The organism is Gordonia jinghuaiqii (assembly GCF_014041935.1).
Classification (GTDB): Bacteria; Actinomycetota; Actinomycetes; order Mycobacteriales; family Mycobacteriaceae; genus Gordonia; species Gordonia jinghuaiqii.
In genome coordinates this window covers 1875496-1900675 of sequence record NZ_CP059491.1, presented here as the reverse complement: position 1 = coordinate 1900675, position 25180 = coordinate 1875496, and the positions used below count along the sequence as shown (strand labels likewise).

Sequence of the window (25180 nt, the reverse complement as noted above, 5' to 3'; positions counted from 1 at the left end):
CCGCGCCGACGGGGTCAGTCGACCGCGGTATCACTTTCCGAGCTGCTGTTGCCGCTGTCGCTGTTGTTGTCGCTGTCGCTGTCGCTGTTGCCGTTGTCGCTGGTGTCGCCCGCCCCGCCGTCGCTTCCCGAGTCGTCGGTGCCGGCCGGGGAGTCGGCGCCATCCGAGGACGGGTCGGTGGCCGCCGGGAGCTCGTCGTCGGAGGCGGGCACGTCCGCCGGTTCCTCTCCGCTGCCGGTACCGGCGTCCGGACCGGAATCGGGATCCTCGGCAGAGCCGGCCGAGTCGCCCGCCGAGCCTGGTCCCGCGGGCACACCCGTCTCACCCGACGGCGATTCACCAGCGCTGGAGTCGCCGGCAGCCACGTGCCCGGCACTCGATCCCCCAGCGCTTGACCCTCCGCCGCTCGACCCACCGGCATCGGCCGGTTCGGTCGTCGTCGCAGCGGAGTCCTCGCCGATGTTCGACACCAGTGCGGCGAAGCCGACCCTCGACACCTGTACGCCGGCCGGCACGGCCGCGGTGTTCGACCCGGACACGGCGACCGGTCCGACGATCTCACCTGCCCAGTACCGGACGAAGTTCACCGGCAGCATCACGATGCTGCGCACGCTGTCCGCCAGTGCGGTCACCCCGGCGAGCAACCGGTCCGGGGACAACGTCACGATGCCTTGCAGGATGTCCTCGAAGACAAAGACATTCGGCAGGTAGGCGCCGTATCCGAGTTGCGGCAGCGACGGCAGGAACCCCTGCATCAGAGCGACGACCGGCTGCAGATTCGCCAGTTCGATGCCGAACGGGAGGTCCAGCGTCGGCCTCCCCGACAGGAAATCGCCGATCTCGCCGGTGTAGCCGACGTCCCGTGCCCACCCGCCGACGAGTTCGGCGAAGGCCGAGTCGGCGCCGACCATGCAGACACCGGTACCTGCCACGTCGCATGCCACCGGGCGGGTGGACCACTGCTGATCGGGGTCACGCCACATCGCGTAGGGGTAGAGGTTGTGTTTGGTGAAGTAGCCGAGCAGCCCGTCGATCGCACCGATCGGGTCGTGAACGGGGTCGGGGAGATCGCAGATCGGGTCGCCGTCGACGCAGACCGACACGACGCTGCCCTCGAGCACGCCGAATCCGCTGTCGGCATCCGTCTCACCGCGCGGGCCCGACATCGTCAGACCGGGGATGATCCCGATCAACGACAGTTCGATGCCGCGGCCGGTCTTGTCGCCGGTACGGCGGGGGTCGGAATACAACTCTCCGGACAGACCCTCGGTGTTGACGAGTACGTCGTCACTGGTGTCGTCGGGGGTGTTCTCGACGTCGACGAGGCGGTAGGTGCCGTCCTCCCGGGGATCACCGTTCTCGTCGACGGGCGCCGACGTCCCGATCCCCGCGAGCACGTCGCCGGCCACGCGCGCCCCCTGGGAGTAGCCCGCGACGACGACCGGCTTCCCCTGACACGCCGCCTGGTACCCGGATATCGCCCGCGCCGTCGCAGCGGCGCCCTGCCCGGTGCTGTCGTCGTAGCCTGCGGCACCCATCGGCCAGATCGTGGCGGGGTACTCGGCGTCGAGGACTCGATACTTGCCGTCTCCGGTGTACCGGGGATCGTCGTCGGCAGTGCCGGGTGTGTTGTCGGGCCCGATCCCCGTGTAGCGCTGCCGCACCCCGATGAGGCCATCGGCCGGGTCGTTGGTGCCGGCGACGGCGATCACCGCTCCGGCACCGCAGTCCGCGCTCTCCGCAGACGCGGGCGCCCCCGTCATACAGAAAGCGGCCGCGACGGAGAATCCGGTGGCCGAGGCGATCCACAAGGCCCCCCGTCGAAACCGGAGGTGTGTCATCGCAGCCATCGTCGCTCCTACCCGGACCCGGACCAAGTCGCCGATCATTCCGATGCGGCCGGGGCTGCGGTGAACCCTAGATCCACCATGGGCAGACCGACACCGCTGGAACGGCGGCGTCGCCCGCGAGCTGGGCGTTCACGACAGGAGCCACCCAAGTTCACCCGGTCGGACTACACCTTTGAATACACGAATTCCGGGCAGGTGAGGGGGTTCGGTTCGCGGTGACCGGGAGGGTTCTCAGTCGGTCACATCCGTGTTATATCCTTGTCGCCAGGTCATGAGTATCAGCGTTAAGCCCCGGCTTGCTGATCGGCAACCCTCCAACCGCGGTGGGGTGCTCCGGGTGATGACATGGTTGTGGGATCGCACAGCGATGCCCCGGCAAGCGCGGGTCCGAAGGTCGGACCCCAACAGGGTCGAGTTTGGCCCTGCCGACCGTAGAAAGTGATCAATCGTCATGTCTGATGCCCCAGTCGGCAACTCCACCGAAGACACCAATCCAGTCGACAACTGGAGCTTCGAAACCAAGCAGATCCACGCCGGGCAGGCCGCCGACGCCACCACGAACGCGCGGGCCCTGCCGATCTACCAGACGACGTCCTACGTCTTCAACGACACGCAGCATGCCGCGAACCTCTTCGGTCTCGCCGAGCCGGGCAACATCTACACCCGCATCATGAACCCGACCCAGGATGCCGTCGAGCAGCGCATCGCCGCACTCGAGGGTGGCGTCGCCGCGCTCCTGGTCGCCTCCGGCCAGGCCGCCGAGACCTACGCGATCCTCAACATCGTCGAGACCGGTGGACACGTCGTCTCGAGCCCGCGTCTCTACGGCGGGACCTACAACCTCTTCCACTACACGCTGCCCAAGCTCGGCATCGAGGTCAGCTTCGTCGAAGATCCCGAGGACCCCGCCTCGTGGCAGGCAGCGATCCAGGACAACACCCGCGCACTCTACGGCGAGTCGATCTCCAACCCGAACAACGAGATCCTCGACATCAAGGGGATCTCCGAGGTCGCACACCGCAACGGCCTGCCCCTCATCGTCGACAACACCGTCGCCACCCCGTACCTGATCAACCCGCTCGCCCACGGCGCCGACATCGTCGTGCATTCGGCCACCAAGTACATCGGTGGACACGGCACCGCGATCGGCGGCGTCATCGTCGACGGCGGCACCTTCGACTGGCGCGGACAGCGCGACGGTAAGGACCTGTTCCCCGGTTTCACCACCCCCGACCCCAGCTACCACGGTGCCGTCTTCGCCGACCTCGGCGCACCGGCCTACGCACTCAAGGCCCGCGTCCAGTGGCTGCGCGACACCGGTGCCGCCATCTCCCCCTTCAACGCGTTCCTGCTCGCGCAGGGCCTGGAGACGCTGAGCCTGCGCATCGAGCGCCACGTCGCCAACGCGCAGAAGGTCGCGGCGTTCCTGGAGGGTCACGCCCAGGTCGAGTCCGTCGCCTACGCCGGCCTCGAGTCCTCGCCGTGGTTCAAGCGCGGCCAGGAGATCGCGGCCAAGGGCCAGGGCGCGATCGTCGCCTTCGAGATCTCCGGCGGCGTCGACGCGGGCAAGAAGTTCGTCGACGCACTGAGCCTGCACAGCCACGTCGCCAACATCGGCGACGTCCGCTCGCTGGTCATCCATCCGGCCTCGACCACCCACAGCCAGCTGACCCCCGAGGAGCAGCTCGCCGCCGGTGTCACCCCCGGTCTGGTGCGTCTGGCCGTGGGCATCGAAGGTATCGACGACATCTTGGCAGATCTCGAACAGGGATTCGCGGCGGCCAAGTGAGACAGGTGAGGCAGCGTTGTCGGTGAGTATCGACCTGAGCGCGAAAGCGTCTGATCAGCCCGACTGGGAGTCGATCCCGGACGGGCAGCTCGTCGGCATCTCCATCGGCTCGCTGCCTCTGGACAGCGGTGAACGGATCGACGACGTCACCCTGGCGTTCCAGCGCTGGGGGACGTTGTCGCCGACCCGCGACAACGTGATCCTCACGCTGCACGCACTGACCGGCGACTCGCATGTCACCGGTCCCGCCGACGCCGACCACGACACCGCCGGTTGGTGGGACGGTCTGGTCGGTCCCGGCCAGGCCATCGACACCGACGAGTGGTGCGTCATCTCGGCGAACGTCCTCGGCGGCTGTAAGGGATCGACCGGGCCCGGCTCCATCGCACCCGACGGGCAGCCGTGGGGCTCACGGTTTCCGCAGATCACCGTCCTCGATCAGGTCCGCGCCGAGGTCGCCCTGCTGGACCTGCTCGGAATCGACAGTGTCGGAGCGGTTCTCGGCGGATCGATGGGCGGGGCCCGCGCACTCGAGTGGGTCATCGAATACCCCGATCGGGTGCGCAGCGCACTCGTCCTGGCTGTCGGGGCCCGCGCGACCGCCGATCAGATCGGCATCCAGTCCGCGCAGATCGCCGCGATCAAAGCCGACCCGGACTGGTGCGGCGGCAACTACCACGGCACCGGCCGCATCCCGTCGAACGGCATGGGGATCGCACGCCGGATCGCCCACCTCATGTATCGCAGCGAACCCGAACTCGACGCGCGATTCGCCAATCATCCGCAGGGAGAAGAGAATCCGCTGACCGGCGGGCGCTACGCGGTGCAGAGCTACCTCGACCATCAGGCCACCAAGCTGATGGAGCGCTTCGATCCGGCCAGCTACGTCGTACTCAGCGAGGTGCTCAACCATCACGACGTCGGACGCGGTCGCGGCGGTGTCACGAAGGCCCTCAACGAGTGCACCGTCCCCGTGATCGTCGGGGGTATCGACTCCGATCGCCTGTACCCGTTGCGGCTGCAGGTCGAACTCGCCGAAGAACTGGGTAACTGTGTCGGCGGCCTGCAGGTCGTCCGGTCCGAGACGGGTCACGACGGGTTCCTCACCGAGTTCGACGCGATCAGCGACCTGCTGAAGCGTACGGTCGAGCTCGCCCGGCGCGACTGAGCACCCTCACACCACCCTCAGCTCGACGACACCGTCAGCTCGACGACACCCTCAGCGCGGCGCCGGAACTGATGGCACCGGAACTGACGGCACCGGGCTGGCGCCCGACGGCGCCGATCCGGGTGCGGGCTGTTGATCAACGCTCGACTCCGTCGGCGCCGCAGCAGTTTTCCCGAGTTCGCGCTGTTCGGGTGCCACCGCACGCGGCTGGTCCGGTACGGTGCCCGATCGAGTCGGCGCAGCCGGCCCCGAGCGCGCGGACGTGGTCGTCGGGTAGGTGGGCGGCGGCGGTGTCGGCGCCACATTCGGCGGACGCATATCCGGAGGCAGCAGGTCCTGCGGGATCGTCGGTGTCGTTCCGGGAGGGAAGGTCAGGGTCGGCCATGGGAACGGTGACAGCGTGCGCGTGGTGGTGCCCGTCGACGGCCGGGTCGGCGGCAGCTCCGTGGTGGCCCAGGCCGGTGGCTCGCCCCATTCGGGTGGCGGTACCGGCTGCTCCGTCTGGGTCGGCGGCACGAAGGTGGGTTCGACCGGGTTGTCGGAGGTCTGGGTGACCGGTTCGGTCACCGTCGTCGTGGGAACGGGCTCCGGCTCGCTCGTCGTCGCCACGGCGGGAACACTGCTGACCGAGCGCTCCGGCTCGGGGCCCTGCCTGTCGGCGAACGACGAACTGACCGCATAGATCGTCATGAGCATCGCGGCGATGACGGCGCCCGCGACCGCGAGCGGCGTGGCAGAGAGCCACTCGCGCTGGCGGTTTCCGCCGATGAAGGCCAATCGCACTGCACCGGAGTAAGTCTCGTGGGCAAGGAGTGCGGCGCCGGTGGCCACCACGAGCTCGGGGTCCGCGGGGCACACCGTCTCGAGGTCATGGCCGTCGGCGAGGGTGCGGACCATCGGCAGGTTCGCCAGGCCACCGATGAAGACCACGGCCTCCGGACGTACGCCTCGCGACGAGGCACCGGTGACATAGCGGGTGAAGACCTCACGCGCCTCGCGGATCATCGGGGCCAGTGCGTCTTCGACGTGCGTCGCGTTCAGCGACAAGCGTCCCGAACCGCCGGTCGGGGCTCCTCCGGACAGCGGCACCGCCGCGTCGCCGGGAGCGCTGCGCCCGTAGGCGACCTCCTCTTTGGCGGTGCGGCATGCGCTGAGCAGCTCGCTTCGGCCCGGGCGGCTGCGCGACGACTCGTTCAGTGCGGAATTGTCCGCGGTGAGGTTCGCGACGATGGCCCGGTCGAGCCGCCTGCCACTCAGTACCGTGGAGTGCTCGGGGTCGATGACGCGGCCGTCCCGTGGATCGACGGTGTACAACGACATCCCGGTGTCACCGCAGTCGACGACCACGGCTGCGGTGAAGCGATCGATCTCACCGGTGTCGGCGAGGTAGGTGAGAACGCCCTCGGCCTCGCCGAGGAGGCGGACCTGGCGTCGGGGGCCACTCCCCCGTGATCGCAACTGCCGACGCTGGCCGCCCGTGCGGGTGGCGATCCCGATGGGGCCCACCCGGATGTCGGCCTCGCGGGCCGCGGTGAGCATCATGTCGATACCGGCGTTGACGCGTCCGGCGGCGTCCAGGCCGTCGGTGGGGTCGACATCGATGACACGTGAATCGACCACGCTGCGACCGAGATCATCTCGGGTGAGCAGGACGTAATGGATCATGCCGGCCCCTGCGGACACGCCCATCGACGTCACTCGGTTCACTGTGGCGTCATCGGTTGGTGTTGCGGTGATACCTACTCCAGCGGTCGGTGCGTCTGCGAGTGCGCAGCGGAAAATTACCTGGTCACGCGGCCATGTGGACTCAAGGTCACGCTCAGGTCTCTATTGTAATCAATCCGTGCCCAACGCGTCGATCGACGTGGCGAGCCACAACATCGCCCCACCGACCGCGGCCATGGCCGATACGTCGAACAATTTGCCCCTGACCTGCAGCAGACCTGCCTGAGACGACGGGATGAGCGCTCGCAGCAGCGCTCCGACGAGAAGCGCGGCGCCGAAGACGAAGGAACCGCGACGCCAACGGTCGAACATCACGAGCAGCGCTGCGACCAGGACGCCGGCCATGACCAGCAGATACGGGATCTGGACGAGCACCGCACGAACTCCGCCCACCTCGACGGGGGCCAACCGGGGCTCGCCCTGGGGGACCTCATCCGCCGGGATTCTGGGGTCGTTCGGGGATCGGGGGTGAGCGTGCTCACCGTGCCGCTCGTCCTGGGTCACGTGGTGGTGCCGCCCGCGGCTGCGAGAGTCTGCTCTGCGCGTTCGACGACGTTGACGAGAAGGAACGCGCGGGTCAACGGTCCGACTCCGCCGGGGTTGGGCGACACGTGGCCGGCCACCTCCCACACATCGGGATGGACGTCGCCGACGAGTCCGTCGTCGGTACGGCTGACGCCGACGTCGATGACGGCGGCGCCGGGCTTGACCATGTCCGCGGTGATCAGATGCGGTACGCCGGCCGCCGCGATCACGATGTCGGCACGCGAGATCTCGGAGGCGAGATCGGTGGTGCCGGTGTGACACAGGGTGACGGTGGCGTTCTCGCTGCGCCGCGTCAGCAGCAGTCCGATCGGCCGGCCGATGGTGACGCCGCGGCCGACGACCGTGACGCGCGCACCGGCGATCGGGACGTCGTAGCGACGGAGCAGGTGGATGACACCGCGCGGGGTGCAGGGCAGCGTGGATTCCTTGCCCAGCACCAGCCGGCCGAGGTTGATCGGGTGGAGTCCGTCGGCGTCCTTGAGCGGATCGATGCGCTCGAGGGCGGCGTTCTCGTCGAGGTGGCGGGGCAACGGCAGCTGCACGATGTAGCCGGTGCAGGCCGGATCGGCGTTGAGCTCGTCGATCGCCGCGTTGAGTTCCTCGGTGGTGGCGTCGGCGGGCAGGTCCTTGCGGATCGATGCCACCCCGATGCGGGCACAGTCGGCGTGCTTGCCCTTCACGTAGGACTGCGAGCCCGGGTCGTCGCCGACCAGAACGGTGCCCAGGCCCGGGGTGATCCCCGCCAGCCGGAGCTTCTCCACCCGCTCGGCCAGATCTGCGAAGATCTCGTCGCGCGTGGTCTTGCCATCGAGTCGTATCGCCGTCACGCCCGACATTCTTCCACTGGTCGATCCGGTTTCCGTCATCGACGGACCCCGGACCGGAATTCGGCCGGGCGGGTGGAGGGTCCGCCGCCGGGTGAGACGACCTCACCTGCGGTGCGGTGATCACGTCGACCTGCGGGTTCACCACGGTGTGAGGCGGCTACGCTGAGGTCCATCATGTTCCGAATCATGTTCTATCAGCCGTGCATCCCGCCCAATACGGGAAATGCCATCCGGCTGGCCGCCAACACCGGATGCGAGCTTCACCTCATCGAACCGCTGGGGTTCTCGATGTCCGACGCCCAGGTCAAACGGGCGGGTCTGGACTACCACGAGATGGCGAACGTCACCGTTCATCCCAACCTGGTGACGGCCTGGACCACGCTGAAGCCCGAACGCGTCTTCGCGTTCACCGCGCACGCCGACCGCTTCCACACCGACGTGCATTATCAGCCCGGCGATGTGCTGCTGTTCGGTCCGGAACCGACGGGGTTGCCTGCCGAGGTCCTCGACGAGCCCGAGGTCACCGACCGGGTGCGCATCCCCATGCTCGCCGGCCGACGCTCACACAATCTCGCCAATGCGGCGAGCATCGTCGTCTACGAGGCCTGGCGACAGAACGGATTCGACGGGGCGGTCTAACCGACCCGGTACCGCTTGGTGCGGGCGGTGGCGCCGCCGATGAGCGCGACCTTGCTCTTGGGGACACCGAGATGGGAGGCGAGCACCTCGGCGACCGCCTTGTTCGCCCGGCCCTCGGTGGCGGGTTCGCGGACGTAGACGGTGATCGAACCATCGGGTTCGGTCTCGACCAGCGGCCCCTTGCTGCTCCTGGGTTTGACGGTTACCACGACCTGCTGCGACATCGATCTCTTTCCTGAACTCGTCGTCGGATTCATCGGCACGCCCGCGGGCTACTGCCAGTCCCTGGATCTGCTCCCCACTCGAAGATCCATGCGCTGCAATCGATCTGCGACGACAGTCACCGCTCCCTCGGCATTCTGGACCCGCCCGCGCACCAACAGCGCCGGCGCCGTCTGCGCCAGTACACGATACCGCGCCCACAGGCCGACCGAACACACCACATTGACCATCCCGGTCTCGTCCTCGAGGTTGATGAAGGTCACCCCCGAGGCGGTGGCGGGTCGCTGACGATGGGTGACCGCCCCGCCGACCAGCACACGTGAACCGTCCGGAACCGCCAGGAGACGGTCGGCGGCCAGGACCCCCATGGCATCGAGACGAGGGCGCAGGAACTGCGTCGGATACGACATCGGGGTGATCCCGGTGGCCCAGGCGTCGGTGGCGGCCAGTTCGATGTCGGACAGGCCGGGCAGCGTCGGGGTGGTACCCGCCGACTGCAGTTCCAGCTGGTTGTCCCGCACGGTCGCCGCGGCCCCGGCCTCCCAGAGTGCTTGGCGTCTACTTAGTCCGAAGCCGTCGAACGCCCCGGCCCCGGCGAGCCCCTCGAGTTCCTTGGCCGTCAGGTCGGCACGCCGGGACACCTCGGTGATGTCGACATACGGGCCGTCGGCCCGCCGCTCGACGATGCGCTCCGCCGCATCCCGGCCGACACCGCGCACGCCGTCGAGCCCCAGCCGGACGTCGAGTCCGTCGTTCTCCAGCGTCGCGTGCGCGAGCGAGGCGTTGATGTCGGGCCGGTGTACCGCCACCCCGTGTCTGCGCGCATCGGCGACCAGGGTCTGCGGCGAATAGAAACCCATCGGCTGCGCTCTGAGCAGGGCCGCACAGAACGCCGCCGGATGATGCAGCTTGAACCACGACGAATAGAACACCAAGGACGCGAAACTCTGTGAATGGCTCTCCGGGAAGCCGAAATTGGCGAACGCGGCCATCTTCTCGAAGATCCGGTCGGCGGTGTCGCCGGTGATGCCGTGCAGGCTCTCCATCCCCTCGTAGAAGCGTCGGCGCAACCGTTCCATCTTCTCCGGCGACCGCTTGGACCCCATCGCGCGCCGCAACTGATCGGCCTCGGAGGCGTCGAACCCGGCGACGTCGACGGCCAGTTGCATCAGCTGCTCCTGGAACAGCGGCACCCCCAGCGTGCGCTCGAGCGCCTTGTACATCGACGGGTGTTCGACGGTCACCTCCTCCTGCCCGTTGCGCCGCTTGATGAACGGGTGCACCGAGCCGCCCTGGATGGGCCCGGGACGGATCAGTGCCACCTCGACGACGAGGTCGTAGAAGCAACGCGGTTTCAGCCGCGGGAGCGTGGCCATCTGCGCTCGCGACTCCACCTGGAAGACGCCCACCGAGTCTGCGCGGCACAGCATCTCGTAGACGGCGGGTTCGCCGAGGTCCAGAGTGGCGAGGTCGACCTCGAGGCCCTTGTGTTCGGCGAGCAGGTCGATCGCATAGTGCAGCGCCGAGAGCATGCCGAGACCGAGCATGTCGAACTTGACCAGTCCGATGGCCGCGCAATCGTCCTTGTCCCACTGCAACACGCTGCGGTTCTCCATCCGCGCCCATTCGGTGGGGCAGACGTCGGCGATCGGCCGGTCACAGATCACCATGCCACCGGAGTGGATACCCAGATGTCTTGGCATACCGAGGATCTCGCCGGCCAGGTCGGATACGTCGGCGGGTGCGGTGTCGGGCATCTTGGCCCACGCGTCCTGCTGGCCGGGCGCATACCCGAGCGCACGCGCCATGTCCCGGATCGCCGATCTGCCGCGATAGGTGATCACGTTGGCGACCTGAGCACTGCGGTCCCGGCCGTAGCGGCGATAGACGTACTGGATGGCCTCTTCCCGACGATCGGACTCGATGTCGACGTCGATGTCGGGCGGGCCGTCGCGTTCGGGGGCGAGGAATCGCTCGAACAGCAGCTTGTTGGCGACCGGGTCGACGTTGGTGATGCCCAGGGCGTAACAGACCGCGGAGTTGGCGGCACTCCCCCGCCCCTGACACAGGATGTCGTTGGCCTTGCAGAAGTCGACGATGTCGGCGACCACGAGGAAGTAGCCGGGAAAGGTCAGCGCCTCGATGATGGCGAGCTCGTGTTCGATCTGCCGGTAGGCCTGCGGATGTTCGGCGGGCGTGCCGTAGCGGCGGCGGGCGCGGGTCATGGTGAGTTCACGCAGCCAGCTCGCCTCGGTGTAGCCGTCGGGGACGTCGAAGGGCGGCAGCTGCGGAGCGATCAGGCCCAGGTGGAAGGCGCAGTCGGCGGCTATCCCGACGGCATTGTCGATGGCATCGAGGTGCGCGGGCAGCAACCGGGCCATCTCGTCGCCGCTGCGCAGGTGCGCACCGGCCACTCCCGGCATCCAGCCGGCGATGGTCTCGATGTCGGTGCGTGCCCGCACCGCGGCCATCGCCATCGCCAGCCGTCGACGACGGGGCGCGGCGAAATGCGCGCCGGTGGTGGCCACCGTCGGCACCCCCGCGCGTACCGCCAGTCCGGCGAGGACCGCGTTGCGTTCGTCGTCGTCGGCCATGCCCTGCGCGGTCAGTTCGACCACCACGTTGGCATGTCCGTAGGTCTCGATCTGCTCGCGCAGGGCCAGCTCCGCGGCCGGGACACCGCCGCGGTCGAGGGCACGCCGAACAGCACCCTTGCGACATCCGGTGAGGATCAGCCAGTGTCCGTCGCCGGCCCGTGCGAGGGATTCGCGGTCGTAGCGCAGCAGACCCTTCTCCCCGGCGACCATGTGCGCATCGGCGATGGTCCGCGACAACCGTCGATAGCCCTCGCCGTCGCGCGCGAGGACCAGCAGGTGCTCCCCCGGCGGATCATTCTGCCCGGTCCGCGCGACATCGGGTTCCAGCGACAGCTCGGCCCCGAAGACCGTCGGCATCCCGAACTCGCGGGCCGCCTCGGCGAACCGCACGATGCCGTAGAAGCCGTCGTGGTCGGTGACCGCGAGCGCAGCCAGCCCGAGGCGTTGCGCCTCTTCCACCAACTCCTCCGGCATCGACGCGCCGTCGAGAAAACTGTAGGCACTGTGGGCGTGCAGTTCGGCGTACGGCACCGCCGACGAGCCGCGCGAGATGTCGCCGGCCTGATAGGCCCCACGCTTGCGTGACCAGGCGGGGCTGTCGCCGCCGTCGCCGGGGAAGGGCGCCCATTCGCTGGTGTCGGGGCCGAACTCGGTGCCCGGTCGGCCACCGTCCGGTGCCCGACCGGAGAGCACCCGCTCCATCTCCGACCACGTCGGTGGTCCCTGATCCCAGCCCACTCACCCACTCTATCGAACACAGGTTCGACGCGACAGCGAGGTGTTGGGCGCGGACCCCCCGGATCGTTGCCAGCGACCAGAATAAGTGTCACTCTGAGTATCAGACAGATCCCGCCTCGTGGGGGCGAGACATCTGCGGGCACTCCGCCCGCCGACCTGATGGGATCCACCAATGACCAGCTATTTCATCACCGGAGCCAGTGGCTTCATCGGTCGACGCGTCCTCGACCGTCTCCTCGCCGTCGACCCCGACGCAGAGATTCACGCACTCGTACGCGAGTCCTCGATGGCGTCGTTCACGGCGATGCTCGAGGTCCTCGACCTCTCCGCCCGGGTGACACCGGTCACCGGAGATCTCACGGCACCGGGGCTCGGAGTCGATGCCGGCGCGCTGCCGGCGTTCGACCACGTCATCCACCTCGCCGCGATCTACGACATGGCCGCCGACGCCGAGTCGCAACGGGCCGCCAACGTCATCGGCACCTCCCGCGTCGCCGACTTCGCGATCGCCCACGGCGCCCTGCTCCACCACGTGTCCTCGATCGCGGTGGCCGGAGATCACCGAGGCCGCTTCACCGAAATGGACTTCGCAGTCGGACAAGGGTTTCCGACGCCTTATCACCGCACCAAGTTCGAGGCCGAACGTGTGGTGCGCGAACGCGAAGGACTGCGGTGGCGGGTGTACCGCCCCTCGATCGTGGTCGGCGACTCCCGAACCGGGGAGATGGACAAGATCGACGGCCCCTACTACTTCTTCGGCCATCTCGGGATGCTCGGCAGACTTCCCTCGATGCTGCGCCTGCCGATGCCCGATCTCGGCACCCTCAACATCGTGCCCGTCGACTACGTCGTCGACGCGATGGTCGCCCTCCTCACCGTCAACCCCACGCGGAGCGGACTCGTGTTCCACCTCAGCGCCCCGCACTCGCTGACGACCACCGAGATGTACAACGCGCTGGCGCCCGCATTCGACGCGCCCAAGGGATTTAACGCGATCCCGCACACCACCGTCGAGCCGCTGATCGCGTTGTCCGGCAAGGGACCGGCACGAATCGGACGCAACCTCGTCGCCGCACAGCAGGGCATCCCGTCGGCAGTCCTCGACGCCATGACGATGCCGGTGGATTTCCGCGCCGACACCACCATCGCCGTCCTGCACGACTTCGGGATCAGCGTGCCCGACTTCGCCGACTACGCCCCGCGCCTGTGGACGTACTGGTCGCGACACCTCGATCGATCCCGTAACCGCCGCGCCGACCCCCGCGGACCTCTCGTCGGCAAGAACATCCTCATCACCGGCGGATCGAGCGGCATCGGCAAGGCCACGGCGCGCATGTGCGTGGCACGCGGGGCCAACGTGATCATCGTCGCCCGAAGTGCCGATGAACTCGATTCCGCGGCAGCCGAATTGAACTCGACGACGAGCAAGCAGGGCATCCCCCCGGGTCGAGTGGTGGCCTACCGGTGCGACATCACCGACGAGGAATCGGTCAACGCGCTGGTGAAGTCCGTACTCGGCGAACACGGGCATGTGGATGTGCTCGTCAACAACGCCGGCCGTTCCATCCGTCGCGCCACGATGAACTCGGTACAGCGACCCCACGACTACCACCGCGTCATGGCGGTCAACTACTTCGGTGCGGTCAACCTCATCCTCGGCCTGCTGCCCCACATGGTGGTGCGGCAGGCGGGCCACGTGGTGAACGTGACGTCGATCGCCGTTCAGTCCCGCGGTCCACGGTTCGGTGCGTACGCGGCGTCGAAAGCCGCCCTGGAGGCGTTCAGCGATGTGACCGGAACCGAAACCGTCTCCGATCACGTCACTTTCACCAACGTACGACTGCCGTTGGTGAAGACCAGGATGATCTCGCCGACCGAGATCTACGACAATTCGCCTGCGACGTGGGACGTCGACAAGGCCGCCTCCCGCGTACTGCACGCGATCGTCGACCGGCCCAAGCACGTCGACTCGATCGTCGGCACCATCGCCGAGCTCGGACACCGGTTCGTCCCCGGGCTGACCACCCGCATCCTGCATCAGGAGTACCTGCTGTTCGGTGAGTCGGCGGCGGCGATGGGGCGCGGCACACGGGTCGCCCGGAAGTCCGCCACGTGACCGACTCGCCGTACCTGCAGGTCGACACGCCGTACCTGGAGGTCGACACCGAACGCCTCGAGACGAACGTGGCGCGGGTCGCCGACCTGGCGCGGGCCGCGGGCGTCGACGTCCGGCCGCACGCCAAGACCCACAAGTGCGCCGAGATCGCGCGCCGGCAGATCGACCACGGCGCAGTGGGATTGACCGTGGCGACGATCGGCGAGGCCGAGGCGTTCGCCGACGCCGCCGGCACCACCGGCTGCACCGACATCTTCATCGCCTACCCGCTGTGGCCGACGCCGACCAAGGCGGCGCGCCTGCGCTCACTGGCCGACCGTGTGTCACTACGCGTGGGAGTCGAATCGGTCGAAGGCGCACGGCATCTCGGATCGGTCCTCGACACCGGCACCTCATCCCCCGCCGGTCGCGTCGAGGTGCTCGTCGAGGTGGATTCGGGTCAGCACCGAACCGGTGCGTCACCCGAACGTGCCGGGGAGGTCGCGGCGGCGGGTGTGGCCGCCGGGCTCGACGTGATCGGTGTGTTCACCTTCCCGGGACATTCCTACGGCGTCGGCGACACCCGTTCCGGCGCCGCCGAACAGGAGATCAGGGCGCTGCACACGGCGGCCGAGAGCCTGCGGGCGCAAGGCATCGAACCGCGGGTGCGCAGTGGCGGTTCGACGCCGACCATCGCCTTCGTCGCCGATCCGCGCCACGCGGGTGTTCTCACCGAGATCCGGCCGGGCGTCTATCCGTTCAACGACGCCCAGCAGGTGGAGATCGGATCGTGCGGATTCGACGAGGTGGCGCTGACCGCCGTCTCGACCGTGATCCGCCGAGAAGGGCGCCGGATCGTCCTCGACGCCGGCAGCAAGATCCTCGGCGCCGACCGCGCCCCCTGGGCAACCGGCTACGGCAGGCTCCTCGACCACCACGACGCCCGCATCGTGCTGCTGTCCGAACATCATGCGGTGGTGGAGTTCCCGTCCGGCGGCGAGGTGCCCGCGCTCGGGTACATCGTGCGGGTGGTCCCCAACCATGTGTGCAACGCGGTCAACCTCGTCGACGAGCTGGTCGCGATCGGCGGCTCGGACAGCCGATGGCCGGTCATCGCCCGGGGACGCAACACCTGAACTGTTCGCCCCCAGCCTGCGACACTGGACACATGGACCACTCCGGTGACCTCGTCGACCGCACGGCTCCGGCGTATCTGGCGCAGCGGGGACGACGGTCGGTGGTGGTGCGCACGGCAACCCGGTGGCGGGAACTCTCCGGACCGCAGCGATACCAGCTCTACACCAGGTGCACCCTGCAGTCGGTCGTCATCGCCATCTCGGTCGCCTTGAGCGTCTCCGCCCGCACCGAATGGGCGGTTGCCGGGCTGCTTCTCGCCGGGGCGGCCGCCGTCGTCGCACTCGAGGCACAGCCCGACTTCGCCGTCGGGCCGACCGCCCGATGGCGCCGGGGCCTGCTCGTCGGTGCGGTGCTGACGTCGGCAGCGGTCTGGTCGACCGCGGCGGTCACCGCACACACCGCCGCCGAGCGCTTCGACGTCGAGGCGGCACGCACCCTCGGTATGTACGTCGCCTTCCTCGTGGCCCTGTCGGTACTGCCGTTCCCCCGGCACCGCTGGTGGTTGCTGGCCGCGCTGAGTCTCGGATCGGGTGCGCTGCTGTCGGGTTCGGTACCGGGTGCGGTCCGGCTCGCGCTCTACGTCTTCGTCATAGGCGTGGTCATGGTCGGCACCACGCTCGTCACCCAGTGGGGCCTGCACGTCATCGACGACCTCGAACGCGCCAAAGCGGTCGAGGCCAAACTCCGCGTCGCCGAGGAGAGACTGCGCTTCTCACGCGACCTGCACGACGTCGTCGGACGCGGGTTCTCCGCGATCGCCGTCAAGAGCGAGCTGGCCGGCTCCCTGCTCCGCGCCGCCGCAGAGTCCCCCACCCCAGACCGGGGGACCGCGACCGACCGGGCAGCGACCGAGATCGACGAGATCAAGTCCCTCGCCGTCCAGTCGATGGAACAGATGCGTGCGCTGGTCCGCGGCTACCGCGACGTCGACCTGGCGGGTGAGGTCGCCGGCGCCCGATCCCTGCTGTCGGCGGCCGGCTGCCTGCTCGTCGTCGACGGTGAGCCGGCCGAGGTACCCGATCGCCATCGAGAGGTGGCCGCGTGGGTGGTGCGAGAGGGTACGACCAACATCGTCAAGCACTCGGCCGCGTCGACGGCGCGACTGACGCTGCACCCGACGGGGGTGTCCTTGCGCAACGACGGTGTCCCTGCCGATGACTCGCGCACACCGGCACCGCGGTCGGGCCTACGCGGCCTCGCCGAGCGACTCGAGCCCGTGGGCGCAACTCTTGACACCAGCGCGCACGACGATGAGTTCATTCTGCAGATCCGTTGGGAGAACACATGATACCGGTCCTGATGGCCGACGACGAGACTCTCGTGCGCACTGCGATGGCGACGATGCTCGACCTCGAGGCAGACATCGAGGTGGTCGCGCACGTCGAGTCGGGCGAGCAACTCATCGACCTGTGGCGGGCCCGCGTCGTCGCCGGCGAGCCCGTGGCGGTGGCCGTTCTGGATCTCCAGATGACCGGCATGGACGGCATCGACACCGCCATCGAGCTCCTCACCCTCTCCCCCGACGCCGGAGTTCTCGTCGTGACCAGTCACGGACGACCCGGTTACCTCAAACGCGCTCTGGTCGCGGGTGTCCGGGGCTTCCTGCCGAAGACCACCCCCGCCACCACACTGGCGCAGGTGATCTCGACAGTCCATTCCGGCGGCCGGTACATCGATCCCGAGCTCGCCACCGAGGCCATCAGCACCGGCGACTCGGTGCTGACGGCCCGCGAGGCTGATGTCCTCGAGTTCGCCCTCGAGGGAGCGTCGGTGGAGGAGATCGCCCGTCGTGCGCACCTCTCGTCGGGGACGACACGCAACTACCTGTCGTCGGCGATGTCCAAGCTCCACGCATCGAACCGCTACGAGGCCGCCCTCAAGGCCCGCGAACTCGGCTGGATCTGACACCCCTCGCATCAGGCGACCAGTCGTCGGGTCGACCCTCGGAACGCCCACACCGCAACACCGATGAACGCGGCGAACAGCGGAAATCCCATCGCGATCTTCGCGGTCGCGAGCATACCGGTGGCATGCGTCTCGTAGAACCACAGTTGGCCTGCGGTGAGGACGGCGACGGCGATCGCGGCACCGATGGCGATCGGCAGACCGGCTGTGGCGTCGACGATCACGAAGACCACGACCGGAATCGCGGAGTAGATCATCGCCGAGCTGGTCCATCAGGACCTGCTGAGGCTCGGTGGTTTTCGGCCGGAGTCGGGCGCTTCGTTCTTCTGCGTGGCCTCGTCCGTGATGGTGCGCTCCGATCGTTGCCTGATATCGAGCAGCTGGTTGCGCGAGCGTTTGGCGGCCCGGGTCATGACTGCTCCAGCCCGCCGAGATGCCGTGCGAGAAAGCGCTCGACGGCGCGATAGAACGCCATCTGATTCTCCGGATTGACGAACCCGTGGCCTTCGTCGTCGAAGACGAGGTACTCGACGTCGACGCCCCGCTGCCGCAGCGCCTCGACGATGGTGTCGGACTCGGCCTGCACGACGCGGGTATCGTTCGCACCCTGCGCGATGAGCAGCGGCCGACGGATGTCGTCGACCCGGCTGATCGGTGAGCGCGCACGGATCTCGGCGGCCTGCTGCGGGTCGTCGGGATCTCCGAGGTAGCGGTGCCAGTTGTTGGCCAGGGACTCCTTGCCGAGGAACGACGGTTGCGTGCGCAGGAAGTTCTCGAGGTCGGAGATGCCGACGTAGTCGACGGCCGCGGCGAACACGTCCGGGGTGAACGCCGCACCCACGAGTGCCGCGTACCCGCCGTAGGAACCACCCATGATGGCGACGCGGTCACGGTCGGCGTAACCCTCGGCCACGGCCCAGTCGACGGCATCGAGCAGGTCGGTGTGCATCTTGCCGGCCAGCTCACCGATCGCCGCGCGGGTGTGCGCCATGCCATATCCGACGGAGCCGCGAAAGTTCACCTGCAGCACGGCATAACCGCGATTGGCGAGCAGCTGCACCGTTGGCTGGTATCCCCACGAATCGCGGTACCACGGACCGCCGTGGACCAGGACCACGAGGGGCAGTCCAGTCGGATCGATGCCGACGGGCAGGGTCAGGTAGGACGGCAGTTCGAGCCCGTCGCGAGCGTTGATCGTGACCGGGGTCATCGGTGCCAGCGCTTCGGGGTGCAGGTGCGGGAACGGACGGTAGAGCCGACGGCTCTCCCCGGTGGAGTGATCGTAGAACCAGGTCACCTCCGGGTCGCGGTCGTGGGCGAAGCTGACTATCCACCTCTGGCCGCTCTCGTCGGAGGACAGTTCGCCGACATCGCCGTCGGAGAGGGCCTCCAGGTTCTTCAGCACATTCGCGAACTCCGTCGTCAGTGCGTGGATGACCTGCCGTTCACCGAGGTAGCGGACGCCGATGAGTTCGCCGGTGGCGCGGTCACGGATCAGCGCCGACGACATCTCGGCCGCCGCGCGCCGGGCACCGTCGATATCCAGCGTCGGATGCGCATCGACCTCGGTGATCTCACCCGTTCGCACATCGACGCGGACCAGTCCTGTCAGGTCGTCGCCCTCGCTCGAGCCGACCCAGAGCCCGGTGCGGTCCGGGGTGGGTTCCAGCGGCGCCACGCCCAGCGGGCGGTCGTCCCCGTCGAACGAGATGACCGGGATGAATTCGCCTGTCGCCGAATCGAGGCGGGTGACATCGAGACCCCCGTTCGAGGTCTGGGAAAAGCGGAGAAGATCGTTCCCGGGTCCGCGCATCCAGGACTCGGCCACACCCGAGCTCTGCGCCACCATGGAGATTTCTCCGGTGGCTATGTCGATTTCGTGGAGGTCGAACTCACTGGCATCGCGTGCGTTCATCAGAAATGACATCGTTCCCGGTCGGCCGGCGAGCGTGTCGGCGCTGACGACCCGCGCCCCGGGGTACGGGGTGAGATCGACCGAATCCGCGTCATCGGCATCCAGGTCGACGCGGAACAGATGCCAGTTCTCGTCACCTCCGGTGTCCTGCAGGTAGACCAGCCACCGCGGATCGTCGGACCACCGGAAGTTGCGAACGCTGCGCGTCTCGTCCGCGGTGACACAGCGCGGTTCGCTTGCCGGCTCCAGATCCTCGACCCAGACGTTGAGTCGGTTGCGCCACGGGGCGAGAAACGCGATCCGCGTACCGTCGGGTGAGATCGTCGCGCCTGCGCGCTGCGGTGGGCTGAAGAAGTCCTCGAGCGGGATCAGTCCGGGTACGGTGTGTTCTCGTGCCGTCGTCATGCATCGACCCTGCCCGCGACCGGACCTGATCAGTAGTGCCGCCGATCACCGGAATCCCGTGACATTCCGGTGCAACAACCCGTGACAGATGTCAGAGTGCGCTGGTCAGGTGAGATCGAGCCACCGACACCGACGGCGAGTTCGGCGCCGAACGCAGCATCGGCGACCAACCTACCGTCGTCCAGGGTGAAAAGCGACTGACGGGAAGAATCCCATCGGGCGAACGCGTCGTCGCCAGATCCTGAAGGTGATCCGTCACTCGTAGACCCCCTCGACAATCCACTCGCCACCGCGGTAACACAGCAGCAGTGCGCGCGAATCGTCGAGCAACACCTGCGCCCTGGCGATCAGCTCGGTATCGACAGACCCGGCTCCGGCTGAGGTGACCCCGGACCCGGCTCCGCCGGAGGTGACCCCGGACCCGGCTCCGCCGGAGGTGACCCCGGACCCGGAGGTACCGCCGGTACCGACCGGCCAGGGACCCGCCCACCAGCACAGCCCCCAACTCGTCTGTCTGTTCCCGGCCGCCGCCAGCCGGACGGTCACCGGCTCGGCGGTGAACGCGCCGCGGTCGGTCACCTTCACCGGCCGGCCGAGGGCGTCGAGCACACCGATCGAGGTCTCCACCAGCACCGTCGGGCTGGGTTGCGGTAGGCGTCCCGGCCACGGCGCCAACGGATCCCGCGAGGGTGTCAGCTCGTCGCCGAGGGACACCATCGTGATGCGTTCAGCCGGCCCGCGCCCACCGCTGAGCACCGGGATCCGCACCGCATCACCACCGAGCAGCCCCTGGATCCGCACCAGTGACCGGCGGGCGCGTTCCTCCACGTCGGGTTCGCCCGCCGACGAGTCCTCAGAGAGCTGGTAGTGCAGGGCGCCGGCTTCGACGACCTCGACCGGTTCGAGCCGGAGCCGCACGATCGGTGAGTCGGGCCGGGTGTCCCCGGGCTGCGTGGTGCGTCCTGTGCGCCCTCCCCGCCGCGCGCCGATGGTCAGCCACCCCTCGAGCTGCCACCGGATGCGATCGGCGGTCGTCTCCGGCGTCAGCGGTGCGGCGCAGCGCCAGGTCCGTGAATGCTGTTGTCCACGTTCGGTGGTCGCGACAATGGTCAGTCTGGTGCAGGCCACCGCCGCGTCGCGCAACCGACGGTGCAGAGCATCGGCGAGGGTCCGGCCGATGAAGGCCGCGACGTCGATGCGGTCGACCGGAGGATCGCATGTGTGATCGACGTTCAGTTCCACCGGAACACTCCGGCCCGACGGGACACGGCCGGGTAGCGCGTTGGCCAGCCGGTGGGCGATGACCGCATCCGTGGCGAACCGGGTCGCCACATCGGCGACGTCCATCTCGGCGAAAGCGCCGATCGTGCCGATTCCCAGGCGCCGCAACAGATCCACGAGATCAGACCGCGACGGGTCGCTCATGCTCGGTTCGACGGCGAGATCGGCGACCGGCCGGTCCGCGAGGTAGCGTCGGTCCCCGCCCGGTTCCACCTGATGCCCGTGGCGGGCGGCGAGGACCGCGGTGAAGATCTCGTCGGCGATACCCACCTGCGACTCGATACCGCATGCGGACACCACGTCGACGAGTTCCTCGGCGAGCGCCTCCATACCGCCGAAATAGCGGGCCGCCCGGTCGCCGGGGATCACCAGCAGACCCGGCCGGAGCACCTCGAGAGCGGGGATCACCTCGGCCACCGCGGCCACCACCGGCTCGAACAGCCTGCCGTCGCGGTTCTCATCGGCGGCAACGACCGTCATCTCCGTACACAACGCCTGCGCCTGCCGCTTGCGCATGCCGCGCCGGACACCGGCCGCTCGCGCCGACGCCGAACACGCGACCACCCGATTGGCCGACAGCACCGCCACCGGATGCAACGGGGGCAGATCCGCCTCGGCCGCCGCCGCGATCGCCGGCCAGTCCGGACACCACAGCGCCAGAACCCGGTGGACAGAACCGTGCTGGACAGAACCGTGGTGCGACATCAGTTCGCCACCGCCAGCACCGGACGTCCGCTCGTCGCCGAGACCATCTCGACCACGCGGTCGGGGCCGACCCCACCGGTCAGCAACTCGACCTCGGTGCTCTCCGATTGCCGCCCGCGTCCCGAGGCCGTGACCTGCAACCGCATCCCGCCGATGCGGCCGTAACCGCTGCGCGCCGAGTCCAGATCGGTCGTGCCGGCAAGAAGCGGACTGTGCCGATAGGTGAGCACACGCGCCTCGACGGTCAGCTGCGCACCAGGCCACACCCCGCCCGTCACCAGCAGGACCGACGACTGTTTGCGCACGCGTCCCATCACCACCCGTGCCCGTGACGGGGCGATCGACTCGCCGCGAGCTCGCCCGCCCGCCAGGCCGAGCACCACCAGATCCATGCCGTCGAGCAGGACCGCGGCAACCTCGACCGGGTCGGGACCCGGCTCCGGGATGGTGGCGATACGTGAGAGGTCGGCACCCATCTCCACCGCCGACAACAGGTTCAACCGGGGCAATCCGACGATCGCGACCTGCCCACCGGCTCGAGTCACCGAGGCGATCATCGCGACGAGCAGCGAGTTGGCGCCGTCGAGGCACGCCACCGTGCCACGCGGAATTCCCTTGTACGGCAGCACCTCTGACAGAGCATCTGGAACCGGGAGCACACCTGCGCCCCGATCACGCACCTCGACCACATGCTGGTCGGGCCGTCCGGCCATCGCCGCCATGCGGCGCCGCAGACCGGCCAGTTCATCGGCCCGGTCCGACACAGCAGCGCCGCCCGATGCGGCAGCACGACCTGACAAATCCATGACACCCTCCAGTCGACAGTGGTTATTCGAGCGAGCCGGGAAGGTGCGCGCCATCGTGTTTCTCGAACGGTGTGAGGAGTGATCTCGGGTGGAACCCGTCCGCCGATCACTCGAACACTTTTTCGATACTTTGAGAGTAGAACCAACCACCGACAAGCGTCAACCGAGAACCGTCGATGCCCCCCGTGACACGCCAACTCCGCTGCGCCACTGTATTTTTGGGCCACATCAGCACCCCATCGACACAGAATCACCAGCTCAGGCGGCGTCGCCGTGTGTGGCCGGCGTTACTGTCCTCAGCTGGTGATGGCGTGGCGGGATCAGCGTGTGGTGGGGTCGGCGTGTGTGGGGATCAGAACCCGCGTGGAGATCAGAACAAGGTGAGTGCGTGCTGCAACTCGGGCGCGGCGACAGTCGGGGACGCGTCGCTCCCCGACTGCCGCAGACCGCCGGAGCCGGCCAGTCCGTGCCGGTGCACCAGGGGCTGCATCCGGTCCCGCAGCCACGAGGAGTACTCCGGCGTCACATAGGCACCGCGCCCATACAGTCCGCGATAGCGGCGGATCAACGCCGGGTGCTCCTCCGCCAGCCACTCGAGGAACCAGGGCTTGGTCGACGACCGCAGGTGCATCGGGAACGCCGTCACCCCCGAGGCGCCCGCCTCGGCGAGTGCCTCGAGCAAGGCGTCGAGGTGGGCGGTCGAATCGGTCAGGTACGGGATCACCGGGGCCACCATCACGTGCGGGACGATGCCGGCGTCGGCGAGATCGCGGATCAGCGAGAGCCTCGCCTGCGGCGAGGGGGTTCCCGGTTCGATCTTCTTCTGCAGGTCGGGGTCGAGGATCGCCAGCGAGATCCCGACACTCACCGGCACCTGACCCGCCGCCTGACGTAGCAGGGGCAGGTCCCGACGGATCAGCGTGCCCTTGGTCAGGATGGAGAACGGCGTCCGCGACTCGGCGAGAGCCGAGATCACCCCCGGCATCAATCGGTAGCGCCCCTCTGCCCGCTGATAGGGGTCGGTGTTGGTGCCCAGCGCCACCGTCTCGCGCGTCCAGGATCGGCGTCGTAGCTCCTTGCGCAGGACCGCGGCGACGTTGAGCTTGACCACCACCTGGGTGTCGAAGTCATTGCCGGCATCGAGGTCCAGATACTCATGGGTCGGCCGCGCGAAGCAGTAGCGGCAGGCATGGGTACATCCGCGAAAAGTGTTGACGGTGAACTGAAACGGGAGGTGAGATGCCTCCGGCACGCGGTTGAGCGCACTCTTTGCCAGCACCTCGTGAAAGGTGACACCCTCGAAGTCCGGTGTGCGAACCGAGCGGACCAAGCCGGAGCGGCTCAACCCGGGAAGCGCCCCGTCGTCGACCTCCACCGCCTGATCGGACCATCGCATGGGGCGAGTCGAACATACGTACGAGCTGACTGTCAAGTGCAATACTCCCGCCGCCTCGGCCGTCATCACCGCCGGGCCCCTCGGACGCCATCACCGCCGCTATCATCGCCGTATGTCACCCACCGCCGGAACCCGTCATTCACCAGGTCCCCAGTACCTGGTGGCCGGCCGATACCGCCTCAAGTCGCGGATCGGTGGCGGCGGCATGGGTACCGTCTGGCTCGCACGCGACCAGCTCCTCGATCGCGAGGTCGCGGTCAAGCAGGTCATCTCCACCGAGGGCCTCACCGAGGACTCCGCGGAAAATGTGCGCAAACGCGCCATGCGTGAGGGTCGCATCGCGGCGAAGCTGTCGCACCGCAACGCCATCGCCATGCACGACGTCGCCCTCGATCGCGGTGAACCATGGCTCGTGATGGAGTACCTCCCCTCCCGTAGCGTCGCCCAGATCCTCCATGCCACAAAGACTCTCGCGCCCGTCGAAGCGGCCCAGATCGGCGCCCAGGTGGCCGACGCGATGGTCGAGGCGCACGCCGCGGGCATCGTGCACCGCGACATCAAACCCGGCAACATCCTCATCGCCGAGGGCGGCCGGAACACGGGCCTGGTCAAGATCACCGACTTCGGCATCTCCCGCGCCAAAGACGACGTGACCCTGACCCAGACCGGCGTGATCACCGGCACCCCCGCATATTTCGCCCCCGAAGTCGCCCGCGGCGCCGAACCACTGGAGGCGTCGGACGTGTACTCACTGGGTGCGACGATCTACACGATGGTCGAGGGAGAACCGCCGTTCGGCATCGATGACAACTCGATCGCGTTGTTGCACAAGGTCGCCCGCGCCCGGATCAACCCGATGACCAATGCCGCCGAGCTCGGGCCGATCCTGCTGCGGCTGCTCGAACCGAGTCCCACCAAGCGCCCCACGATGGCCCAGGCGCGGGACATGCTCGCCGCTTTCGCAGCCGGCTCGCGCGGCACCCCCGACCAGGTGCTCACCGGACTCATCACCCGACCGGGCACCGGCACCCCGGTGTGGGCTCAACGGACCAACCGTTCATCGACCACCGGGTCGCATCGCCCCGTCGGCGCATCCGGACACGCGGGAGCCACCCGTCCGCCGTACGCCCCCACCATGTCGGCAGACCCCGGCTCGCGCGACGTCCCCGACACCCGCCGGGAAGGCATTCCACCGACGCTCATGTCGACGCCGCAACCGAATTCGGGCACCCGGACCGCTTCCGGACCGCAACATCCTGCGCCCCAACAATATTCATCCGGCAGCTATACGCCCGTCTACGGCCCTCCGCCACGGTCGTCGGGGACGTCGAGCACGGCGTTGGCGGTGTCGATCTTCGTGTTCTTCGCGGTGCTCGCCGTGGTCGTCGTCCTGGCGATCGCGTTGCTGCGCTGAGAATTCGGGCGCTGAGACTT

At 68.3% G+C, this 25180-nt stretch carries 19 protein-coding genes and 1 riboswitch; of the genes, 8 read left to right on the top strand and 11 right to left on the bottom strand.

The features are described from left to right. Positions 1-14: 14 nt before the first annotated feature. Positions 15-1763 carry a PE-PPE domain-containing protein gene (locus tag H1R19_RS08445; protein ID WP_308258828.1) on the bottom strand — a complete coding sequence of 583 codons (1749 nt, stop codon included), beginning with the start codon at positions 1761-1763 and terminating at the stop codon, positions 15-17. Positions 1764-2117: 354 nt separating this feature from the next. Next, positions 2118-2238: riboswitch (SAM riboswitch) on the top strand. Between the two features lie 63 nt (positions 2239-2301). On the opposite strand from H1R19_RS08445, the gene H1R19_RS08440 reads away from it, so the two are divergent. Continuing rightward, positions 2302-3639 (top strand): bifunctional o-acetylhomoserine/o-acetylserine sulfhydrylase, encoded by a 1338-nt coding sequence (locus H1R19_RS08440; RefSeq protein ID WP_188331602.1) that lies wholly within the window; start codon positions 2302-2304, stop codon positions 3637-3639. Positions 3640-3655: 16 nt separating this feature from the next. Further along, the gene (gene metX / locus H1R19_RS08435) at positions 3656-4807 is read left to right on the top strand and encodes a homoserine O-acetyltransferase MetX (RefSeq protein ID WP_219851187.1); all 1152 of its coding nucleotides are present in this window, start codon (positions 3656-3658) and stop codon (positions 4805-4807) included. Positions 4808-4858: 51 nt separating this feature from the next. Here the strand turns inward: metX and H1R19_RS08430 are convergent, their stop codons facing one another. The 3 genes from H1R19_RS08430 to H1R19_RS08420 form a co-directional block, all read right to left on the bottom strand. Further along, positions 4859-6496: a hypothetical protein gene (locus H1R19_RS08430; RefSeq protein WP_219851561.1), complete on the bottom strand. Its 1638-nt coding sequence runs from the start codon at positions 6494-6496 to the stop codon at positions 4859-4861. Positions 6497-6643: 147 nt separating this feature from the next. Then, positions 6644-6940 (bottom strand): DUF3017 domain-containing protein, encoded by a 297-nt coding sequence (locus H1R19_RS08425; protein ID WP_188331644.1) that lies wholly within the window; start codon positions 6938-6940, stop codon positions 6644-6646. A gap of 92 nt (positions 6941-7032) precedes the next feature. Beyond that, entirely contained in the window at positions 7033-7905 is an 873-nt protein-coding gene (locus H1R19_RS08420) for a bifunctional methylenetetrahydrofolate dehydrogenase/methenyltetrahydrofolate cyclohydrolase (RefSeq protein WP_188331604.1), read from the bottom strand. A 174-nt stretch (positions 7906-8079) separates the two neighbouring features. On the opposite strand from H1R19_RS08420, the gene H1R19_RS08415 reads away from it, so the two are divergent. After that, positions 8080-8544 carry a tRNA (cytidine(34)-2'-O)-methyltransferase gene (locus H1R19_RS08415; RefSeq protein ID WP_188331605.1) on the top strand — a complete coding sequence of 155 codons (465 nt, stop codon included), beginning with the start codon at positions 8080-8082 and terminating at the stop codon, positions 8542-8544. Here the strand turns inward: H1R19_RS08415 and H1R19_RS08410 are convergent. Together H1R19_RS08410 and H1R19_RS08405 are read right to left on the bottom strand one after the other, a co-directional pair. Beyond that, entirely contained in the window at positions 8541-8768 is a 228-nt protein-coding gene (locus H1R19_RS08410) for a DUF167 domain-containing protein (protein WP_188331606.1), read from the bottom strand. The two genes, H1R19_RS08415 and H1R19_RS08410, sit on opposite strands and share 4 nt — an antisense overlap. A gap of 48 nt (positions 8769-8816) precedes the next feature. Beyond that, positions 8817-12101: an error-prone DNA polymerase gene (locus H1R19_RS08405; protein WP_219851186.1), complete on the bottom strand. Its 3285-nt coding sequence runs from the start codon at positions 12099-12101 to the stop codon at positions 8817-8819. Positions 12102-12273: 172 nt separating this feature from the next. Here H1R19_RS08405 and H1R19_RS08400 point away from each other — a divergent pair, with 172 nt between their 5' ends. Genes H1R19_RS08400 through H1R19_RS08385 form a run of 4 tightly spaced genes read left to right on the top strand, consistent with a single transcriptional unit; the run spans position 12274 to position 17238 of the window. Beyond that, positions 12274-14217 (top strand): SDR family oxidoreductase, encoded by a 1944-nt coding sequence (locus H1R19_RS08400; RefSeq protein WP_219851185.1) that lies wholly within the window; start codon positions 12274-12276, stop codon positions 14215-14217. Continuing rightward, complete coding sequence (locus H1R19_RS08395; RefSeq protein WP_244970914.1) at positions 14214-15332, top strand: alanine racemase; 1119 nt, start codon at positions 14214-14216, stop codon at positions 15330-15332. Before H1R19_RS08400 ends, H1R19_RS08395 begins: the two co-directional genes overlap by 4 nt. A gap of 32 nt (positions 15333-15364) precedes the next feature. Beyond that, positions 15365-16621, top strand: a complete 1257-nt coding sequence (locus tag H1R19_RS08390) for a sensor histidine kinase (RefSeq protein ID WP_219851184.1) — start codon at positions 15365-15367, stop codon at positions 16619-16621. Then, positions 16618-17238 (top strand): response regulator transcription factor, encoded by a 621-nt coding sequence (locus H1R19_RS08385; RefSeq protein ID WP_219851183.1) that lies wholly within the window; start codon positions 16618-16620, stop codon positions 17236-17238. The genes H1R19_RS08390 and H1R19_RS08385 overlap by 4 nt, the downstream gene beginning before the upstream one ends. A gap of 11 nt (positions 17239-17249) precedes the next feature. Here H1R19_RS08385 and H1R19_RS08380 read toward each other — a convergent pair whose 3' ends face one another. From H1R19_RS08380 to H1R19_RS08360, 5 genes are all read right to left on the bottom strand, one after another. Continuing rightward, the gene (locus H1R19_RS08380; RefSeq protein WP_188331611.1) at positions 17250-17495 is read right to left on the bottom strand and encodes a DUF3159 domain-containing protein; all 246 of its coding nucleotides are present in this window, start codon (positions 17493-17495) and stop codon (positions 17250-17252) included. 152 nt (positions 17496-17647) lie between these two features. Beyond that, on the bottom strand, positions 17648-19558 hold the full coding sequence (locus tag H1R19_RS08375; protein WP_219851182.1) for a S9 family peptidase: 1911 nt from the start codon (positions 19556-19558) through the stop codon (positions 17648-17650). A 255-nt stretch (positions 19559-19813) separates the two neighbouring features. Continuing rightward, positions 19814-21544: a DNA polymerase Y family protein gene (locus H1R19_RS08370; RefSeq protein ID WP_219851181.1), complete on the bottom strand. Its 1731-nt coding sequence runs from the start codon at positions 21542-21544 to the stop codon at positions 19814-19816. Next, complete coding sequence (locus H1R19_RS08365; RefSeq protein ID WP_219851180.1) at positions 21544-22350, bottom strand: hypothetical protein; 807 nt, start codon at positions 22348-22350, stop codon at positions 21544-21546. Before H1R19_RS08365 ends, H1R19_RS08370 begins: the two co-directional genes overlap by 1 nt. A 370-nt stretch (positions 22351-22720) precedes the next feature. After that, positions 22721-23746: an Rv2578c family radical SAM protein gene (locus H1R19_RS08360; RefSeq protein ID WP_219851179.1), complete on the bottom strand. Its 1026-nt coding sequence runs from the start codon at positions 23744-23746 to the stop codon at positions 22721-22723. 112 nt (positions 23747-23858) lie between these two features. Here H1R19_RS08360 and H1R19_RS08355 point away from each other — a divergent pair, with 112 nt between their 5' ends. Beyond that, complete coding sequence (locus tag H1R19_RS08355; protein WP_219851178.1) at positions 23859-25160, top strand: serine/threonine-protein kinase; 1302 nt, start codon at positions 23859-23861, stop codon at positions 25158-25160. Positions 25161-25180: the final 20 nt, after the last annotated feature.

Excerpts from the sequence above, each read along its gene's own strand:
- H1R19_RS08355 (WP_219851178.1), top strand. The coding sequence starts at position 23,859 with ATGTCACCCACCGCCGGAACCCGTCATTCACCAGGTCCCCAGTACCTG.
- H1R19_RS08430 (WP_219851561.1), bottom strand. The coding sequence starts at position 6,496 with ATGGGCGTGTCCGCAGGGGCCGGCATGATCCATTACGTCCTGCTCACC.
- H1R19_RS08365 (WP_219851180.1), bottom strand. The coding sequence starts at position 22,350 with ATGGATTTGTCAGGTCGTGCTGCCGCATCGGGCGGCGCTGCTGTGTCG.
- H1R19_RS08445 (WP_308258828.1), bottom strand. The coding sequence starts at position 1,763 with ATGACGGGGGCGCCCGCGTCTGCGGAGAGCGCGGACTGCGGTGCCGGA.
- H1R19_RS08440 (WP_188331602.1), top strand. The coding sequence starts at position 2,302 with ATGTCTGATGCCCCAGTCGGCAACTCCACCGAAGACACCAATCCAGTC.
- H1R19_RS08410 (WP_188331606.1), bottom strand. The coding sequence starts at position 8,768 with ATGTCGCAGCAGGTCGTGGTAACCGTCAAACCCAGGAGCAGCAAGGGG.
- H1R19_RS08360 (WP_219851179.1), bottom strand. The coding sequence starts at position 23,746 with ATGCGATGGTCCGATCAGGCGGTGGAGGTCGACGACGGGGCGCTTCCC.
- H1R19_RS08385 (WP_219851183.1), top strand. The coding sequence starts at position 16,618 with ATGATACCGGTCCTGATGGCCGACGACGAGACTCTCGTGCGCACTGCG.
- H1R19_RS08375 (WP_219851182.1), bottom strand. The coding sequence starts at position 19,558 with ATGACGACGGCACGAGAACACACCGTACCCGGACTGATCCCGCTCGAG.
- H1R19_RS08390 (WP_219851184.1), top strand. The coding sequence starts at position 15,365 with ATGGACCACTCCGGTGACCTCGTCGACCGCACGGCTCCGGCGTATCTG.
- H1R19_RS08380 (WP_188331611.1), bottom strand. The coding sequence starts at position 17,495 with ATGATCTACTCCGCGATTCCGGTCGTGGTCTTCGTGATCGTCGACGCC.
- H1R19_RS08400 (WP_219851185.1), top strand. The coding sequence starts at position 12,274 with ATGACCAGCTATTTCATCACCGGAGCCAGTGGCTTCATCGGTCGACGC.
- H1R19_RS08370 (WP_219851181.1), bottom strand. The coding sequence starts at position 21,544 with ATGTCGCACCACGGTTCTGTCCAGCACGGTTCTGTCCACCGGGTTCTG.
- H1R19_RS08415 (WP_188331605.1), top strand. The coding sequence starts at position 8,080 with ATGTTCCGAATCATGTTCTATCAGCCGTGCATCCCGCCCAATACGGGA.